The sequence below is a fragment of the Nocardia sp. JW2 genome, from assembly GCF_051843015.1.
In the GTDB taxonomy this organism is placed as follows: domain Bacteria; phylum Actinomycetota; class Actinomycetes; order Mycobacteriales; family Mycobacteriaceae; genus Nocardia; species Nocardia coubleae.
The window spans coordinates 96,500-112,507 of record NZ_JBPXLK010000013.1 but is presented as its reverse complement, the minus strand read 5'-3'; the positions used below and the strand labels follow the sequence as shown (position 1 = coordinate 112,507).

Below are 16,008 nucleotides of genomic sequence, written 5' to 3'. Positions count from 1 at the left end.
ACCTCAGCCGGCGGAGCGGGCGGTGGCGGTGACCGCCGAGCCCACCCGGTCGACGAGCAGTGCCATCTCGTAGCCGATACGGCCGATGTCATGGCTCTTGTTGGCCAGAACCGCCAGGTGCGAACCGTTTCCGACGCTCATCACCAGCAGGTAGCCGCGCTGCATCTCGACGATCGACTGCATCACCTTGCCGCCGTCGAACAGCTGCGCCGCACCGGTGGACAGGCTCGCCAGGCCCGCGGTCACCGCCGCGAGTTGTTCGGCGCGGTCGGCGGGTAGATGCGGGCTGGTCGCCTGCAGCAACCCGTCGGCCGAGACCAGCACCGCGTGCGAGACGCCGGGCACGTCCCGGGTGAAGCGGGCGACCAGCCAGTTCAGATTCTCGTCTGTGGGGTGCGCGTTGCTCATTCGAGGCCTCCGTCGTTGTACTGGATCTCGGCACGGCCACTGCGGACGCCGCTGAGATGTCGGGTCAAGTTGTTGCGGATCTCCTCGGGATCGCGGGCGCCCGCTTCCTCGGCTGGTGCCAGTCCGCCGGGCACCAGCTGTGCGCCCGGTTTACGGATCGGCAGTCCACCGGAGGTGCGTGCGGAGGTCGGTGGCTTGTCCGCACTGGCCGCCGCCGTCCATCCCGCGTCGCCGGGGGAGCTCCATGATGCCCCGTTCGACGCGGATTCGCTTGCGGCTGTGGAAGGTTCGACGAGCCACTCGGAAACCATGCGCTGATAGATCGGCGTCGGCGCCTCACCGTTGACCGGCTGCAACCTGGTCGAGGAGGTGGGCACGGGGTCGGCAGCGGAGTCCTCGACGGGCTCGGCCGGCTCGGGTGGTGCTTCGTCGAGCGGGTGCAGGCGCGCGGGGGAATCCTGTCGCTGCTCGTCGACCGGTTGCACGACGGCGGACGGGTTCTCCGCGGACCGGTCGGTGTCCGAGCCGCTGCCGTCGAGCGAGTGGAGGCCGGTCGGCTGGGCCGTGTCCGGGCCGGAGCTCGAGCCGCTGTCGAGCCGGTGGAGATCGGCCGAGGGCGCCGGATCGCGGCGATCGTCGAGTGATCCCGAGTGGGATCGCTGTGTCGCGTCGTCGGTGTCGGCGCGGCTGCCGCCCGATCGTTGCGGGAGGGCCGACGGTGTCGCGTCGGCCGGGTCGCGGCGACCCTCGGAAGGTCGCGGGTCGGGCGAGGCCGGGCCGCTGTCGAGCGAGCGCGGGTCGGCCGAATCGGTGCGAGCGCCGCCGAGCGGTTGCAGGCGCACGGGAGCGGCCGGGTTCTGTGCCTGACGCCCGTTCGAATCGTGCTGGGGCGCTTCGTCGGAGCGGTTGCGGGTCGGTAGGGGCCAGGCGGCCGCTGGCTGCCCCGTGGTCGGCCGCACCGGCGGCGGGACCTGCCAGGACGCGGACGGGGTGCGCTGGGGAAGCCCGGTGGACTCGGTCTTCGGCTCGGGTAGGTCCTCGACCGGGTGCTCGGCCCACAGCCCGCTCGGCGTCTCCTCGACCGGCTCGGATTCCGGCGCTGCCGACGGAACCCGTTGCGGCAGGCCTGCCTTGGTGAGCGGCGCGCGGTATTCGCTGGCGTCGTAGGCGCCGGTTGTCGAACCGTATTGCGGCGGTACCAGCGGGTTCGCCACCGGGATCAGCGGGTTCGGTGTGCCGACCGGCATGATCGGATTGGGTCCGGTGATGTCGGCGGCGGTGAGGCCCGACGGGACAAGCGGATTCGGTCCGGTCGACACCAGCGGGTTGGGCCCGGTGGCCGGACCCGAGGAGGGCGGCGGGGGAGCGACGAGCGCACTGGGCAGATGCACGCTCGCGGTGATCCCCGGCTGCGGCGCCGAACCGTTGGTGCGGCGCAGGCTCACGGTGATGGTGTGCCGCTTGGCGAGCCTGCCGACCACGAAAAGACCCATCCGGCGGGCGGTTTCGATGGTCACCTCACCACCGGAGGCGAGTCGCTCGTTGGTGGTGCGCAGATCGTCGGCCGACATGCCGAGGCCGCGGTCGGTGATCTCGATCAGGTACCCGCCGTCGACGGCCCGGCCCACGATCACCGCCACCGAGGTGCTCGGCGGCGAGTAGCGCAGCGCGTTGTCGATGAGCTCGGCGAGCAGGTGCTCGATGTCGACGGCCGACTCACCGGCGACCACGCCGTCGGGCACGTTCCCGATCTCGACACGCTGGTAGTCCTCCACCTGCGACACCGCGCTCCAGAGCATGTCCGACAGCGGGACCGGCGGCAGATGACCACGGCGCAGGGCGGTACCGGCGAGCACGAGCAGGTTGTCGCCGTTGCGGCGCATGCGGGTGGCGAGGTGGTCGAGGCGGAACAGGGTCTGCAGGCGTGAGGGGTTGTCCTCGTCGTGCTCGAGTTCCTCGATGAGCGCGAGCTGCTGCTCGACCAGCGACTGGCTGCGCCGCGACAGCGTCTCGAACATGTTGCCGATCTGCAGGCGCAGTCGCGCCTGGTCGGCGGCCAGGTTGAGGGCCTGCTCGTGCATCTCGTCGACGGCGCGGGCGAGCTGACCGATCTCGTCGGTGGAGTGCACGCCCACCGGCGCGATCTCCGGGGTCGCGCCGCCGCTGCGCACCACGGCGAGCTCGTCGGGCAGCTTCACGTGCGCCACCTCGAGCGCGTCGCGGCGCAGCCTGCGCACCGGCACGACCAGCGTGCGCGCCACCGCGAGCGCCAGCGCCAGACCGGAGAGCAGCATGCCGAGCACCAGGGTGGCCTCACGCAGCGCGGCGGTCTGGGCGGTCGAGGTGTTGAGGTCGAGGGTCTTGTCGATCTCGTCGAGCAGACCGGAGATGGTCGCCGCGTAGGTATCGGCGCTGACCTGCAGGGTGTTGAGCACCGCCGCGTTGGTCGTCGGGTCGCCGTTGTTCTGGCTGAACACGCTGATCCTGGTCTGGACCGCGTCGAGCAGCGAGGCCATGCTGCCCGCGTTGCCGGGCAGGATCATCGCGTAGGTCTTGATCATGGTCTGCTCGGAACCGAGTTCGACCAGCATCCGCGCGCGAGCGCTCTGGCTCGTTCCCGCGTCGGGCGACACGACGAGCGTGCGTTCCCGGGTGAGCACCCGCCGCGCCTGGTGCAGCGCGGTGAGCTGCAGGAAGTAGCGCTGCACGACATAGTCCTCGACCACGGGGGTCTTGGCGAGGGCGTTGCCGATGCGTTCACCGATCTCGTCGGTCTGTTCGCCGACCATCGCGGGCGAGCCGCTGCGCACCGTATTGCGCAGTGTGGCGCCGGTGGTGGTCGCGGCGGTGAGTTCGTCGGCGACTGCCCGGTCGATGCTTGCCATGCGCAGCGCGCTCTGCACCTCGGCGAGGGCTTGGTCGTAGGTGGTGAGCGCGGCGTCGGTCTGTGGGTCGGCGATCGCACCCCAGTTGGCGGTCGCGGCGACGGCGAGTTGTTCGGTGGCGGTGGCGAATTTGACGACGGGCCGGATGACGGCGGCCTGTTCGGTCGCCGCACCGAGTTGGGTCATGGTCTCTAGTTCGGCATTGATGCGCAGCACGGCGAACGTGGTCGCGAGCATCACCGGCAGCACGAGAACCACACCGACCTTGCGCGTTACCGACCAGTTCGACAGGCTGAATTGCCAGGAGCGCGATGCAGGTTCCATCCGCGTGCGTTGCCTCTGCTTCCACGTGTGACCCCGGCCCGCGCGGGGGAGGTCGCGGACCGATGCGAGCGCAGAACCAACTGAAGGTCTTCTTTTATCGCAGGAAAGATACCGTGCCGGGTGGTCAACGGCAATCCGGGCAGGACAGCCCGAAATCGCCGAATATGTGCTGACGCAACGCCGACCACCGCCACCCTCTCAGTACGTTCTCAGTCGCTAACGGCAAACTGAGCACATGCGCATTCTGGTTGTCGACGACGATCGTGCGGTGCGGGAATCACTGCGCCGATCACTGAGCTTCAACGGCTACACCGTCGACCTGGCCGTCGACGGCATGGACGCTTTGGAGAAAGTCACAACAGCCAGGCCCGATGCGCTCGTTCTCGATGTGATGATGCCCCGTCTGGACGGCCTCGAAGTGTGCCGCAGGCTGCGCAGTACCGGCGATGATCTGCCGATTCTCGTTTTGACCGCGCGCGATTCGGTCTCCGAACGCGTGGCCGGGCTCGATGCGGGCGCCGACGATTATTTGCCGAAGCCTTTCGCGCTGGAGGAATTGCTCGCGCGTTTACGCGCTTTGCTGCGCAGGCGGGCGCCCGATCTCGGCGAAGCATCCGAAGCGATGGTGTTCGCTGATCTGTCGCTGGACCCGGTCACTCGCGAAGTTTCGCGCGGCGAACGTTCGATCAGCTTGACTCGTACCGAGTTCTCGCTGCTGGAGATGTTGATGGCCAATCCGCGCCGGGTGCTCACCAGGGGGCGGATCCTGGAAGAGGTGTGGGGTTACGACTTTCCCACCTCCGGCAACGCGCTCGAGGTCTACATCGGCTATTTGCGGCGCAAAACCGAGGCCGACGGCGAGGAACGCTTGATCCACACCGTGCGCGGCGTCGGGTACGTGCTGCGCGAGACCCCTCCCTAGGCCGCGGGCATGGCACACAAGGAACCGGTGGTCGCCGGGCTCGGCCGTCCGCTCGACCCCGGCGAGATGCGCCCACCGATGCCGCTCACGCGCTCGGTGTCGCTGCGCTGGCGGGTCACCCTGCTGGCCGCCTCGGTGGTGCTGATCGCGGTGGCCGTCACCTCGATCGCGGCCTACGCCATGGTCGCGCGCGCCCTCTACGCCGACGTCGACGCGCAGCTCGAGGCGCGGGCGGCGACCATGATCAACAACAATTTCGAGTCGATCGGGTTCCAGTCGATCGTGCTCGCCGGGTTGTACTCCAACGAGGTCGGCGTCGCGCTGATCTATGCCGATCACAAGCCGTATATGCCGCCGCAGCAGACGATTCCGCCGGTCGGCGCCCAGGAACTGGCGGTGGCCGACGGCAAGCTGAACTCCTCGCTGCGCACCGTCGGTGACCAGCGCGTCCTCGCGGCGCGCACGCACAGCGGCGCCACCCTCATCATCTCCCAGAAGCTCTACCGCACCCGCGAGGTGCTCGACCGGCTGGCCTGGCTGCTGTTCGTCGTCGGCGCCTGCGGTGTGGTGCTCGCCGCCGCGGCCGGTACCGCCGTCGGCCGCACCGGTCTTCGCCCGATCGCGCGCCTGACCGCCGCGACCGAGCGGGTCGCGCGCACCGACGACCTCACCCCGATCCCGGTCACCGGCGACGACGAATTGGCAAGGCTCACCGAGAGTTTCAACACCATGCTGCGCGCCCTGGCCGAGTCTAGGGACCGGCAGCGCCGTCTCGTCGCCGACGCCGGACACGAGCTGCGCACCCCGCTCACCTCGCTGCGCACCAATATGGAACTGCTCATCGCCTCGAGCAGGCCGGGTGCGCCACGGGTGCCCGACGAGGACATGGTGGAGCTGCGAGCCGACGTGGTCGCCCAGATCGAGGAGCTGTCCACGCTCGTCGGCGACCTCGTCGACCTGGCCCGCGAGGACGCCCCGGAAACCGTCTACGAGCGGGTGGATCTCGGCGAAGTGGCCGAGCGGGCGCTGGAACGCGCGCGGCGGCGGCGCGCGGGCATCACCTTCGTCGCCGACCTGCGCCCGTGGTTCGTCTACGGCCACGAGGCAGGCTTGGAACGCGCGGTGCTCAATGTGCTCGACAACGCGGCCAAGTGGAGCCCGCCCGACGCGGTCGTGCGGATCACCATGCGCCCCGCGGGCCCGGGACTGCTGGAACTCGCCGTCGCCGACGCGGGCCCCGGCATTCCGCCGGGCGAACGCGAGCTGGTGTTCGAACGCTTCTACCGGACCACCGCGTCCAGGTCGATGCCCGGTTCCGGGCTCGGGCTCGCGATCGTGAAACAGGTGGTGACCAAGCACGGCGGAACCATCGCCATCGACACCTCCGACCGGGGTGGCGCCCTGGTTCGCATCGTCCTGCCCGGTGAGGCGGCGCCCGTGGCAGTGGAACCGGACGAGGCGTCGTGAACCGAGTCTCGGGCAACTGACGGGCCGGTCTCAGGCGCTTCTCAGTAGCCGTCGCCAAGCTTGTCGGCAAGCGTGAGAGAAGGTGACCATGAACGACGATCCCCAGCAGCGGCCCGCCGACCACCCCCTCGGCGGCCACGGCCCGGGACAGGCGGATCACCCCGCCACCGTGCCGGGTAGCCACCCGTATGGGCCCGCGCAGCACGGCTACGGACCCCAGCCGTACCCCCAGCAGCCCTACACCGCCCCGCCCGCGGCCCCGCGAAAGCCGCTGCGGCTCGGGTTGATCGCCGGAGCCACCGCGCTGGCGCTGGTGAGCGGCGGCGTCGGCGGCGTGGTCGGCGTGCTCGCCGCCGACTCCGATCCGGCGCCGGTGACCAACGCGCTCGAGGCGCCACGACCCGAGGTGAACAACGCCGCCAACGCGCCCGCCGGGTCGACCCAGGCGGTGGCGCAGCGGGTGCTGCCCAGCGTGGTGATGATCAAGGTCGCGGGCACCCGCGCCTCCGGTGAGGGATCGGGGGTCGTGCTGTCCTCGGACGGGCTGATCCTGACCAACAACCACGTCGCCGCGGGTGCCGGCTCGGGGGCGAAGATGGAGGTGGTGTTCAGCGACGGCAGCACCGCGCCCGCCACCATGATCGGCGCCGATCCGGTGTCCGACCTGGCCGTCATCAAGGCCGACAAGACCGGCCTCACCCCGATCGAACTGGGTACCTCCGACGGACTCGCGGTGGGCCAGCCGGTGATCGCGATCGGGTCGCCGCTCGGCCTGGCAGGCACCGTCACCACGGGCATCGTCTCGGCGCTCAACCGGCCCGTCTCGACCAGCGGTGAGGGCACACCGAGCCAGGTGAACCCGGTCATCGACGCGATCCAGACCGACGCCGCGATCAACCCGGGCAACTCCGGCGGCGCGCTCGTCGACGGCCAGGGCAAGCTCATCGGCATCAACACCGCCATCGCCAGCCTCGGCGGCGAGATGTCGGGCGCGCAGAGCGGATCCATCGGCCTCGGCTTCGCCATCCCGGTCGACCAGGCGCGCCGCGTGGCCGACGAACTCATCAAGACCGGCAAGGCCACCTACGCCCAGATCGGGATCAAACTGCGTCCGCTCGACACGGCCGCCCGGGTGCTCGAGGCGACCCCGGACGGGCCCGCCGCCAAGGCCGGCATCCCCGCGGGCGCGATCATCACCCGCCTCGACGACCGGCCCATCGATTCCGGCGACGCGCTGATCGCCGCCGTCCGTTCCCGCCAGCCAGGAGACACCGTGAAGATCACCTACACCGACGAACAGGGCGGAAACGCCAAGACCGTGGACGTCACGCTCACGGCCGCCGCGGCGGAGAGCGGCCGATGATGCGATCGAACGCGGCACTGTCGTGCGTAGGCGCTACGGTGATGACCATGGACATCGATGCTCCCGTGGCAGGGCGGGCACTTGTAGTGGTCGTCGACGACCGGACGGCGCACGGCGGCGTCGACTCGCTCGGCCCGCTCGTCACCGAATTGCTCAACGAAGCGGGCTTCCTGGTCGACGCCTCGGTGACCGTGCAGGCCGACGAGGTCGAGATCCGCAACGCGCTCAACACCGCCGTCATCGGCGGTGTGGACCTGGTGATCTCGGTCGGCGGCACGGGTATGTCGCCGCGTGATGTCACCCCCGAGGCCACCGCCCAGGTGCTCGACCGGGAACTGCCCGGCATCACCGAGGCGCTGCGCGCGTCGGGTCGCGTGGCGGGGTCGCTCGACGCGGGTCTGTCGCGCGGGGTCTCCGGCATTTCCGGCAGCACCCTCGTGGTGAACCTGCCGGGCACCCGCTCGGCGGTGCGCGACGGCATGGCCACCCTCGGCCCGCTGGCGAGCCGGGTGATCGGCGAACTCTCCGGTCTGGACGAGTGATTCGGTGAACGCGTCGGACAGCACATCGCCCGAGGAGCGCGAGGCCGCGCGGCGCAAGGCCGCCGAAGCGGCCCGGCTCGCGCGGATCTTCGGCGATGTGCTGCCCGAAACCACCGCTGACGAGCGCGGGGACGGTTCGCGCGGTTCCGATGACGACGAGTGGCTGCGTTCGCAAATACCGCCGCACCACGGGTGACCGCCCCGTTATCTGCCTTTCCCGCTACGTGATAGCCAACCGGGGTTAATCCAGTATTAACCCATTGCGAAGCGGCTACATTTTCCGAGGACCACACTTCATGTGTGGTCCTTTGTCGTATAAGCGACGGTTTGCGGTTCGGGAAGCGGAGCTGTTCATCCCACTTGACAAACCCGAAGCTCAGGGCATTCATGCATGTCAAAGCATGTGGCGATGTATGAACTTGTGCCGGGCGTCACAGTGAAATTTACGAACTCTACGGTTGCTGGAACTAGAACGCAGCGTTTAATGTTCGCCATCCAGACCCACCACAATCGGTCCCCGCAGTACTCAACTTCTGTGCGTTGAACATCCGGTGCAGCCCTACCCTCGGGTAGCTCCGCCGACCCCGGCCGTATCGCCGAAATAACAGTCGGTTACGTAACGGCAACAAAGGGGCGACACACTGAGCTGGGCCTGTGAGGTCCACCCGTCCGGTCACGAAAGTCGAGACCGGCTGTTAGAGAACACTGATGAGGGGAAGTATGAGCGAGAACCGCACCACCGGTGTGCGCCGCAGCGCCCGTGCCGCGGGCGTCGGCGCTGCCGCGGCCGCCATGGCCATCGGCCTGCTGTCGACCGGTGCCGCCAACGCAGATACCTTCGTGCCGTTGCCGGACGGTCAGAAGGCAGGCCCCGGGGTGACCATCACCCGTACCGGCGAGCACGCCCTGATTTCGCCGTCGATGGCGGCCAACGGCGCAGGTCGCGTCGTGTGGGTCTCGGGCTCGGCCATCGCCGACGTCACCGCGACCCCCGAGGGCGAGGCAGGCCCCTGGAACGGCCCGAGCGGCCGCGACGGCTCCAACAACTCTTCCTCGCACGGCACCTCCATCCTCAGCACCGGCTACATCGTCGGCTGCCAGGTGAGCATCGCCGACGACGCGATCGGTGCCGGTGTGTCCGGCGGCGTGAGTACCGGCGGCGTCAACGCGGGTGGCTCGATCGGCGTGAACCTGGGCCCCGGCGAGGTCAAGTTCGTGCAGATCAACTCGAAGGACATCGTCAAGGCGGGTGTCTACGCGATCGATTACCAGGACGCGGAGATCGAGATCCAGGGCTGCGCCGGTTACGCGCAGGCCCGGGCGTACACCGTGGTCGAGATCATCGGCGACCACTACTCGAAGACCACCCTGTACGGCATGCCGTTCAGCATCGGCTGACGTCTTTCGAACCGGTACGAATCCTCTTCTCGCTACGGCGAACTCACTCCTCGAGGGACAAATCCTATGATCAACCGTAAGTTCATGGCGCGGATGGCGGGCGTCGGCGCCGCGGCCTCCGTGGCTGTCGGCCTGCTCTCCACGGGCGCGGCCAATGCCGATACCTTTGTGCCGCTGCCGGGCGGCCACATCACCAAGACCCTGTCCGACGGCACCGTCGTCGACATCAGCCTGGTCGGCGAGTCGGCCCTCATCAGCCCGTCGATGGGTTCCACCCCGGTGCACCGCAACGCGTGGGTGTCGGGCAGCGCGCAGGTCACCGTTTCCACCGGTGGCGCGGGCAAGATCTACCCGGGCTACACCGTCGGCTGCCAGGTGAACATCGCCGGCGGCGGTGTCTCCGGTGAAGGCAATGTCGAGTCCGACTGGGAAGGCAACGCCGCGGGCGGCGTCGGCACCGGCGGCGAGCTCTCGCTCGGCCCCGGCCAGGCGAAGTCGTTCTACGTTCTCGACATCGAGAAGGCCGACGACTACGGCAACGAATCGCACAGCAAGAACAACAAGTTCAAGAACGGCAGTGGCTCGGTGACCTGGTCGGACACCACCATCGGCCTGTCCGGCTGCGCCGGCTACGCGCAGGCTCGTGCCTTCGTGAGCGTCGAGGTCGAGACCGACAATGTGATCAGCTGGGTCACCCTGTGGGGCCAGCCCTTCAGCCTCGGCTGATCTGTTGTCCCGCCTCCCCGCGAATTCAGGCCAGACCTGGGCGCGGGGAGGCTTGCGTCGGCGGCCGGACCAGGATGGTGGCGGGGTCAGCCCGTCCCCGGCGAGTTACCCATGTTGGTGCGAGATCAGCTGATCGGTAAGCGAAAGGGCCCGTGCGTGTGCACGGGCCCTTTCGGCGTTCGCTGGACATAGCCAAGGGCTCTCATTATGTTTGTTGCGAATCGACTGCTCTCGCGGTCGGATTCACCCGCGTTTCGTTCGCCGATCGGCTCAGCTCGCGCCGATTCGGTGACCGCAGGCTTCTCGATCCACCTCCCGGCAGGACTGTCTGTCCTGTTGCCAGCGGTGCTGTGCCCTTGTGGCACACCTCAGCTGGGGCCGGGTGCGTTACAGATATCGACCTCGATGGTCGAGGTCGATTTTGCGTATACCTCGAGGGGAACAATGAGCGAGAACCGCACCAATCGTGTGCGCGGCGCCTGGAGCGCAGGCGCCGCGGCGACGGTGACGATCGGCCTGCTGTCGGCCGGTGCCGCCAACGCCGATACCTTTGTCCCGCTGCCCGACGGTCATAAGGCCGGGCCTGGTCTGAGCATCACCCGCGTCGGCGAGAAGGCGACCATCTCGCCTTCGCTCGCCGCCAACGGCGCGGGCCGGGTGGCCTGGGTGAGCGGCAGCGTCGTGGCTGACGTCCAGCAGACACCCGAGGGTGAGCCCGGGCCGTGGAACGGTCCGTCCGGTCGTCCCGGCTCCAATAATTCGTCCACACATGGCACTTCGCAGCTCAATACCGGCTACATCGTCGGTTGCCAGGTGAGCATCGCCGACGACGCGATCGGTGCCGGTGTGTCCGGTGGCGTGAGCACCGGTGGCGTCAGCGCCGGTGGTTCGATCGGGCTCAACCTGGGCCCGGGTGAAGTGGCGTTCGCGCAGATCAGTTCGAAAGACATCACCAAGCCCGGCGTCTACGCCATCGACTACCAGGACGCCGAGATCCAGGTGCAGGGCTGCGGCGGTTACGCCCAGGCCCGCGCGTACACGGTGGTCGAGATCATCGGCGACCACTACTCCAAGACCACGCTCTACGGCATGCCGTTCAGCATCGGCTGAGCCGGACGACCGCCGAAAATCCTGCCAGCTCGATCGAATTCACCCTCGAGGGGTCTACTGAGATGATCAATCGCAAGAGTATGACGCGGGCGGCGGGCGTGGCTGCCGCCGTGTCCTGCACCATCGGGCTGTTCTCCGTCGGCGCCGCCCATGCCGACACCTTCGTGCCGCTGCCCGGCGGCGAGATCACCAAGACGCTGTCGGACGGCACCGTCGTGAACATCAAGATGGTCGGCGAATCGGCAACCATCAGCCCGTCGATGGGGTCGACTCCGGTGCACCGCAACGCGTGGGTGTCGGGTAGTGCCCAGGTGTCGGTGTCCGGTGGTGGTGACGCGTCGGGCGGCAAGATCTACCCCGGCTACACCGTCGGCTGCCAGGTGAACATCGCCGGTGGTGGTGTGAGCGGCGAGGGCGAGGGCGCGGTCGATGATGCGGGCGAGCCCTCCGCCGGCATCGGCACCGGTGGCGAACTGTCGCTCGGACCGGGCCAGGCGCAGTCGTTCTACGTGCTCGATCTCGAGAAGGCCGACGACTACGGCAACGAATCGCATTCCAAGAACAACAAATTCAAGGGTTCCAACGGCTCGGTGACCTGGGCCGACGAAACCATCGGCCTGTCCGGCTGCGGCGGGTACGCGCAGGCGCGCTCGTTCGTGAGCGTGGAGGTCGAGACCGACAATGTCATCAGCTGGGTGACGCTGTGGGGTCAGCCTTTCAGCCTCGGCTGAGCGTGACCGGGGCCGCTCTCCTCGAGGGCGGCCCCAATTCCCTTGCGCGATGCAGGTTTCGGCCCACCTCTACGTCGCGCTCACGGACGGTGTCAATGGAACACCACAGTGAGCGCTGTGCGTAAGGACGCCCCGGCCACCGCGGTCGCGTACTCGGTGGCCAGCGCGACGAGTACTACCCGTTCGGCCCGACGATCGGTCGTCGCCGTCACGAGCACCACTGCGGCATCTTTCGCCAGCGTGCGCGCCGGTGCGTCGGCCCCGGGCCCACCGGCGTCGTCCACGCCGACCACATCCACCCGGTCGCCCGCACGCAACACCTCGGCCACCGCCGAATCGGCCAATCGGATCGGCACGATGCGGGCGTCGTCGGTGCCCGCCGCGGCCGCCGCCAAGCGCGGACCGACCACCCGCAGATCGGTGAACGTCTCGCCCGCACGCATGGCGCCGGTGAGCGTCGCACCGAGCAGGGGAGCGGTATCGGTGACGAAACCGGTGGGCAGAGTTCGGGTTTCGTGCTGATCGACCCGCACGTCCTCGGCGGTGAGCACCCGTCCCGGTGACAGATCGTGGGCCGCGACCACCACCGGTTGCCGTGCCCCACCCGGATCGCCACGCACGAACAGGACGACGGCGACAACGGCGAGCGCGGCGGCCACGATGCGCCGCGCCAGCAGGGCATCGGCCCAGGCAGGGCGATTACCGAGAGCGAACCGCCAGGAGCTGCCACGTCCCAGGTCGGCAAGGCTGCGAGTCATGCCCGAAGCCTAGGAACGCGGCGACAGCACCGACAACGGCGAAAAGCCCGCCTGTGGACAACTCGGGGGTGTGGAGAACTTTTCGCTCAGCTCGCGGCGGCGGGAGCGGCGGCGCTCGACGTCGACCCGCTCGCGGACGACCCGCTCGACGAGGAACTGCCGTTGCCGTCCGAGGACTTCGCCGGCTCGCTCGCGGTGGACGCGCCACCACGGCTGTCGGTGCGGTAGAAACCGCTGCCCTTGAACACAATCCCGACCGAGTTGAACAGCTTCCGCAGCTTCCCCGTGCACTGCGGGCATTCCGTCAGTGAATCCTCGGAGAAGGACTGAACGATGTCGAAGCGGTTGTCACACTCGGTGCACGCGTACGAATAAGTTGGCACAGGATCCTCCGCAAGTCTCGTCGATCTAGCACTCTACCGCCGACACTGCCAACCTCGCCAATCGCCTTTTCATTCCGCCGCTCACGCGCGGGGATCACCCAGCTCGCTCAGGCCCGCCTCGGGCGTCAACGCCCAGCCCATCCGATGGTCGTGCGGTTCCTCGGGCAACTCGACAACCAGCTCCACGTCCCGGACCACCGCGATCAACCGCGCGCCCGCACTGGCCACGCCGAGGGTGCGGTCGTAGTACCCGGCGCCGCGGCCGAGGCGCACGCCGCGCCGGTCGACCGCGAGCGCCGGGACGAGGATCGTGGCGGCCTCGGCGACCACCGGTGGCGGCAAGGTCTCGGTGGTCGGTTCGAGCAGGCCGTAGCGCGCGGGACGCAACGAATCGGCGCCCGCGTAGTGCGCCCAGCTCAGCGGTCCCGGCGCTCCGGTGACGGGCAGCAACACTGTGGCGCCGCGCTCGCGCAGCGCGTCGAGCATGCGCAGATCGCCCGGTTCGGTCTTCGTCGGCACGTAGGCGCACACCACCTCATCGGCCCCGGCCAGCAGGGCCGCGGTGGCCGCGAGGGCACTCGCCTCACGGGCGTGTTCGGCGGGTCCTACGGCGGCCCGGGTGGCCAGGATCTCACGTCGCCACGCATATTTCGTGCGCTCACCGGGCATCTCCACAGCGACCACCCTAAGCTCTTGCCGACGCCGGATCGTCGCGACGGGCGATCGGACGGCACGCTGAATGGATAGGGTATGCGCATGACAGACAAGACTTCCGGTTTCCGCACTGCGGTTGTCCCCGCGGCCGGACTCGGAACGCGGTTTCTGCCTGCGACCAAAACGGTGCCCAAGGAACTGCTGCCGGTAGTCGACACGCCCGGCATCGAACTGGTCGCCGCCGAGGCCGCGGATTCCGGTGCCGACCGCCTCGTGATCGTCACCTCGCCGGGCAAGGACGGCGTGGTCGCCCACTTCGTCGAGGACCTCGTCCTGGAGAGCACCCTCGCCGAGCGCGGCAAGTTCGCGCTGCTCGAGAAGGTACGCAAGGCGCCGGGCCTGCTCGACGTCACCTCCGTGGTGCAGGAGGAGCCGCTCGGTCTCGGTCATGCCGTCGCTCAGGCCGAGCCAGTCCTCGACGCCGACGAGGATGCGATCGCGGTGCTGCTGCCCGACGACCTCGTGCTGCCGTGCGGTGTGCTCGAGACGATGAGCCGGGTCCGTCGTGAGCGCGGCGGCACCGTGCTGTGCGCGATCGACGTGCCGAAGTCGCAGGTCAGCGCCTACGGCGTGTTCGACGTGGAAGACCTGGCCGAGGGCGCGGAGGCCGATGTGCTCCGGGTGCGCGGCATGGTCGAGAAGCCCGACCTGGCCGACGCGCCGTCGACGTTGGCCGCCGCCGGCCGCTACCTGCTCGACCGCGCGATCTTCGACGCCCTGCGCCGCATCGAGCCGGGCGCGGGCGGCGAGTTGCAGCTCACCGATGCCATCGCCCTGCTCATCGCCGAGGATCACCCGGTCCATGTGGTCGTCCATCGTGGGTCGCGCCACGATTTGGGCAACCCGGGCGGTTATCTTCGAGCTGCCGTCGATTTCGCCCTCGAGCGGGACGAATACGGGCCGCAACTGCGCGAGTGGCTGCAATTCCGGCTCAGCCCGGAATGGGACCCGCAAGCGCCGGTCGCGTAAAACGATGGGAACCGGCGAAGCCGTCGCCGATACACACAGGAGCTCGATGCGCTCGGTTGAGGATCAGCTGATCAAGGTCACCGCGGCAGCGGTCGCGCCCCGGCCGGTCCGGGTGGCGATTTCCGAGGCCCAGGGTTTGCTGTGCGCCGAGGACGTGGTCACCGAGCGGCCGCTGCCCGGCTTCGACCAGGCCGCCATCGACGGCTACGCGGTGCGCAGTGTCGATGTGAGCGCCGCCGGTGCCGAGGTGCGCGACGAAGAGGGCGAACTCATCGACCTCACCCTGCCGGTGGTCGGTGAGGTGGTCGCGGGCTCGCGTCAGCCGATCCGGCTGCAACCGAGGCAGACGGTGCGCGTCGACACCGGCGCGCCCATGCCGACCCTGGCCGACGCGGTGCTCCCCGTCGACTTCACCGACGGTGGCCGGGCCAGGATCAAGGTGTTCGAGCCGGTCCGCTCCGGCGATTACGTGCGCCGCGTTGGCGACGACGTACAGCCCGGTGACGTGGCGGTCCGCGCCGGAACCATCATCGGCGCGGCCCAGGTGGGCCTGCTCGCCGCCGTCGGCCAGGACAAGGTGCTTGTGCATCCGCGCCCCCGGCTGTCGGTGATCTCCATCGGTGGCGAACTGATCGATATCGACCGCACACCCGGCCCCGGCCAGGTCTACGACGTGAACTCCTACGCGCTGGCCGCCGCCGCACGTGACGCGGGCGCCGACGTGAACCGGGTCGGTATCGTCAGCGCCGACCCGCGCCGCCTGCGCGATGTGGTCGAAGGTCAGCTGGTGCGCTCGGAGGTCGTGGTGATCGCGGGCGCGGTCGGCGGCTGGGCGTCGGAGCAGGTGCGTGAGGCGCTCGACGGGCTCGGCGAGCTCGAGGTGGACCGGGTGGCCATGCACCCCGGTTCCGTCCAGGGCTTCGGCCGGCTCGGGCGCGACGAGGTGCCGACCTTCCTGCTGCCGTCGAACCCGGTGAGCGCGCTCGTGGTGTTCGAGGTGATGGTGCGGCCGCTGATCCGCATCGCGCTCGGGCGGCGTCAGCCGATGCGGCGAATCGTCAACGCGCGCACCATCACTCCCATCACCTCGATGCCGGGCCGCAAGGGCTACCTGCGCGCCCAGCTGCTGCGCGACGAGGCCACCGGTGACTACCTGGTGCAGCCGCTCGGCAACGGCAACGGCGGCTCCTCGCATCTGCTCGCGACGCTGGCCGAGGCCAACAGCCTGATCGTGGTGGAACCCGACGACACCGATTTCCGCACCGGCGACGAGGTGCGGGTCGCGTTCCTGGCGCAGCGCGGCTGAGA

Annotated in this window: 16 protein-coding genes; 11 read left to right on the top strand and 5 right to left on the bottom strand. The window is 69.1% G+C overall.

Features of this window, described 5'->3' with window-relative positions:
* Positions 1-3 precede the first annotated feature (3 nt).
* Positions 4-408 (bottom strand): roadblock/LC7 domain-containing protein, encoded by a 405-nt coding sequence (locus ACSVDM_RS19525; RefSeq protein WP_067485424.1) that lies wholly within the window; start codon positions 406-408, stop codon positions 4-6.
* Positions 405-3,617: an ATP-binding protein gene (locus tag ACSVDM_RS19520; protein ID WP_439266836.1), complete on the bottom strand. Its 3,213-nt coding sequence runs from the start codon at positions 3,615-3,617 to the stop codon at positions 405-407. Before ACSVDM_RS19520 ends, ACSVDM_RS19525 begins: the two co-directional genes overlap by 4 nt.
* 235 nt (positions 3,618-3,852) lie before the next feature.
* On the opposite strand from ACSVDM_RS19520, the gene ACSVDM_RS19515 reads away from it, so the two are divergent.
* The 9 genes from ACSVDM_RS19515 to ACSVDM_RS19475 all read left to right on the top strand — a co-directional run bounded on the left by ACSVDM_RS19515 (position 3,853) and on the right by ACSVDM_RS19475 (position 11,876).
* A complete protein-coding gene (locus tag ACSVDM_RS19515) occupies positions 3,853-4,539 on the top strand; it encodes a response regulator transcription factor (protein ID WP_067485428.1) in 687 nt (228 codons plus the stop codon).
* Positions 4,540-4,548: 9 nt separating this feature from the next.
* A complete protein-coding gene (locus ACSVDM_RS19510) occupies positions 4,549-6,006 on the top strand; it encodes a HAMP domain-containing sensor histidine kinase (protein ID WP_357148182.1) in 1,458 nt (485 codons plus the stop codon).
* 88 nt (positions 6,007-6,094) lie between these two features.
* The gene (locus ACSVDM_RS19505) at positions 6,095-7,369 is read left to right on the top strand and encodes a S1C family serine protease (protein WP_225278648.1); all 1,275 of its coding nucleotides are present in this window, start codon (positions 6,095-6,097) and stop codon (positions 7,367-7,369) included.
* Complete coding sequence (locus tag ACSVDM_RS19500; protein WP_181696798.1) at positions 7,369-7,911, top strand: MogA/MoaB family molybdenum cofactor biosynthesis protein; 543 nt, start codon at positions 7,369-7,371, stop codon at positions 7,909-7,911. Before ACSVDM_RS19505 ends, ACSVDM_RS19500 begins: the two co-directional genes overlap by 1 nt.
* Positions 7,912-7,915: 4 nt before the next feature.
* Positions 7,916-8,107: a hypothetical protein gene (locus tag ACSVDM_RS19495; protein ID WP_067485436.1), complete on the top strand. Its 192-nt coding sequence runs from the start codon at positions 7,916-7,918 to the stop codon at positions 8,105-8,107.
* Between the two features lie 524 nt (positions 8,108-8,631).
* Entirely contained in the window at positions 8,632-9,309 is a 678-nt protein-coding gene (locus ACSVDM_RS19490) for an MspA family porin (protein WP_439266833.1), read from the top strand.
* A gap of 66 nt (positions 9,310-9,375) precedes the next feature.
* Positions 9,376-10,035, top strand: a complete 660-nt coding sequence (locus ACSVDM_RS19485) for an MspA family porin (protein ID WP_357397398.1) — start codon at positions 9,376-9,378, stop codon at positions 10,033-10,035.
* Between the two features lie 444 nt (positions 10,036-10,479).
* On the top strand, positions 10,480-11,145 hold the full coding sequence (locus tag ACSVDM_RS19480; protein WP_439266831.1) for an MspA family porin: 666 nt from the start codon (positions 10,480-10,482) through the stop codon (positions 11,143-11,145).
* 62 nt (positions 11,146-11,207) lie between these two features.
* Positions 11,208-11,876 (top strand): MspA family porin, encoded by a 669-nt coding sequence (locus ACSVDM_RS19475; RefSeq protein WP_439266829.1) that lies wholly within the window; start codon positions 11,208-11,210, stop codon positions 11,874-11,876.
* Between the two features lie 92 nt (positions 11,877-11,968).
* Here the strand turns inward: ACSVDM_RS19475 and ACSVDM_RS19470 are convergent, their stop codons facing one another.
* From ACSVDM_RS19470 to ACSVDM_RS19460, 3 genes are all read right to left on the bottom strand, one after another.
* Positions 11,969-12,634, bottom strand: a complete 666-nt coding sequence (locus ACSVDM_RS19470) for an SAF domain-containing protein (protein WP_439266827.1) — start codon at positions 12,632-12,634, stop codon at positions 11,969-11,971.
* 86 nt (positions 12,635-12,720) lie between these two features.
* A complete protein-coding gene (locus tag ACSVDM_RS19465; protein ID WP_067641772.1) occupies positions 12,721-13,017 on the bottom strand; it encodes an FmdB family zinc ribbon protein in 297 nt (98 codons plus the stop codon).
* An 81-nt stretch (positions 13,018-13,098) separates the two neighbouring features.
* Positions 13,099-13,686, bottom strand: a complete 588-nt coding sequence (locus ACSVDM_RS19460; RefSeq protein WP_439266896.1) for a 5-formyltetrahydrofolate cyclo-ligase — start codon at positions 13,684-13,686, stop codon at positions 13,099-13,101.
* 87 nt (positions 13,687-13,773) lie between these two features.
* Here ACSVDM_RS19460 and ACSVDM_RS19455 point away from each other — a divergent pair, with 87 nt between their 5' ends.
* Both ACSVDM_RS19455 and glp read left to right on the top strand, forming a co-directional pair.
* Entirely contained in the window at positions 13,774-14,700 is a 927-nt protein-coding gene (locus ACSVDM_RS19455) for a UTP--glucose-1-phosphate uridylyltransferase (protein WP_439266825.1), read from the top strand.
* A 46-nt stretch (positions 14,701-14,746) separates the two neighbouring features.
* Complete coding sequence (glp, locus tag ACSVDM_RS19450) at positions 14,747-16,006, top strand: molybdotransferase-like divisome protein Glp (protein ID WP_067485931.1); 1,260 nt, start codon at positions 14,747-14,749, stop codon at positions 16,004-16,006.
* The last annotated feature ends 2 nt before the right edge of the window (positions 16,007-16,008 follow it).

Bases quoted from the DNA above. Each gene is read 5' to 3' on its own strand.
- ACSVDM_RS19480 (WP_439266831.1), top strand. From the start codon at position 10,480: ATGAGCGAGAACCGCACCAATCGTGTGCGCGGCGCCTGGAGCGCAGGC.
- ACSVDM_RS19490 (WP_439266833.1), top strand. From the start codon at position 8,632: ATGAGCGAGAACCGCACCACCGGTGTGCGCCGCAGCGCCCGTGCCGCG.
- ACSVDM_RS19475 (WP_439266829.1), top strand. From the start codon at position 11,208: ATGATCAATCGCAAGAGTATGACGCGGGCGGCGGGCGTGGCTGCCGCC.
- ACSVDM_RS19510 (WP_357148182.1), top strand. From the start codon at position 4,549: ATGGCACACAAGGAACCGGTGGTCGCCGGGCTCGGCCGTCCGCTCGAC.
- glp (WP_067485931.1), top strand. From the start codon at position 14,747: ATGCGCTCGGTTGAGGATCAGCTGATCAAGGTCACCGCGGCAGCGGTC.
- ACSVDM_RS19485 (WP_357397398.1), top strand. From the start codon at position 9,376: ATGATCAACCGTAAGTTCATGGCGCGGATGGCGGGCGTCGGCGCCGCG.
- ACSVDM_RS19500 (WP_181696798.1), top strand. From the start codon at position 7,369: ATGCGATCGAACGCGGCACTGTCGTGCGTAGGCGCTACGGTGATGACC.
- ACSVDM_RS19520 (WP_439266836.1), bottom strand. From the start codon at position 3,617: ATGGAACCTGCATCGCGCTCCTGGCAATTCAGCCTGTCGAACTGGTCG.
- ACSVDM_RS19505 (WP_225278648.1), top strand. From the start codon at position 6,095: ATGAACGACGATCCCCAGCAGCGGCCCGCCGACCACCCCCTCGGCGGC.
- ACSVDM_RS19470 (WP_439266827.1), bottom strand. From the start codon at position 12,634: ATGACTCGCAGCCTTGCCGACCTGGGACGTGGCAGCTCCTGGCGGTTC.
- ACSVDM_RS19455 (WP_439266825.1), top strand. From the start codon at position 13,774: ATGACAGACAAGACTTCCGGTTTCCGCACTGCGGTTGTCCCCGCGGCC.
- ACSVDM_RS19525 (WP_067485424.1), bottom strand. From the start codon at position 408: ATGAGCAACGCGCACCCCACAGACGAGAATCTGAACTGGCTGGTCGCC.
- ACSVDM_RS19460 (WP_439266896.1), bottom strand. From the start codon at position 13,686: ATGCCCGGTGAGCGCACGAAATATGCGTGGCGACGTGAGATCCTGGCC.
- ACSVDM_RS19515 (WP_067485428.1), top strand. From the start codon at position 3,853: ATGCGCATTCTGGTTGTCGACGACGATCGTGCGGTGCGGGAATCACTG.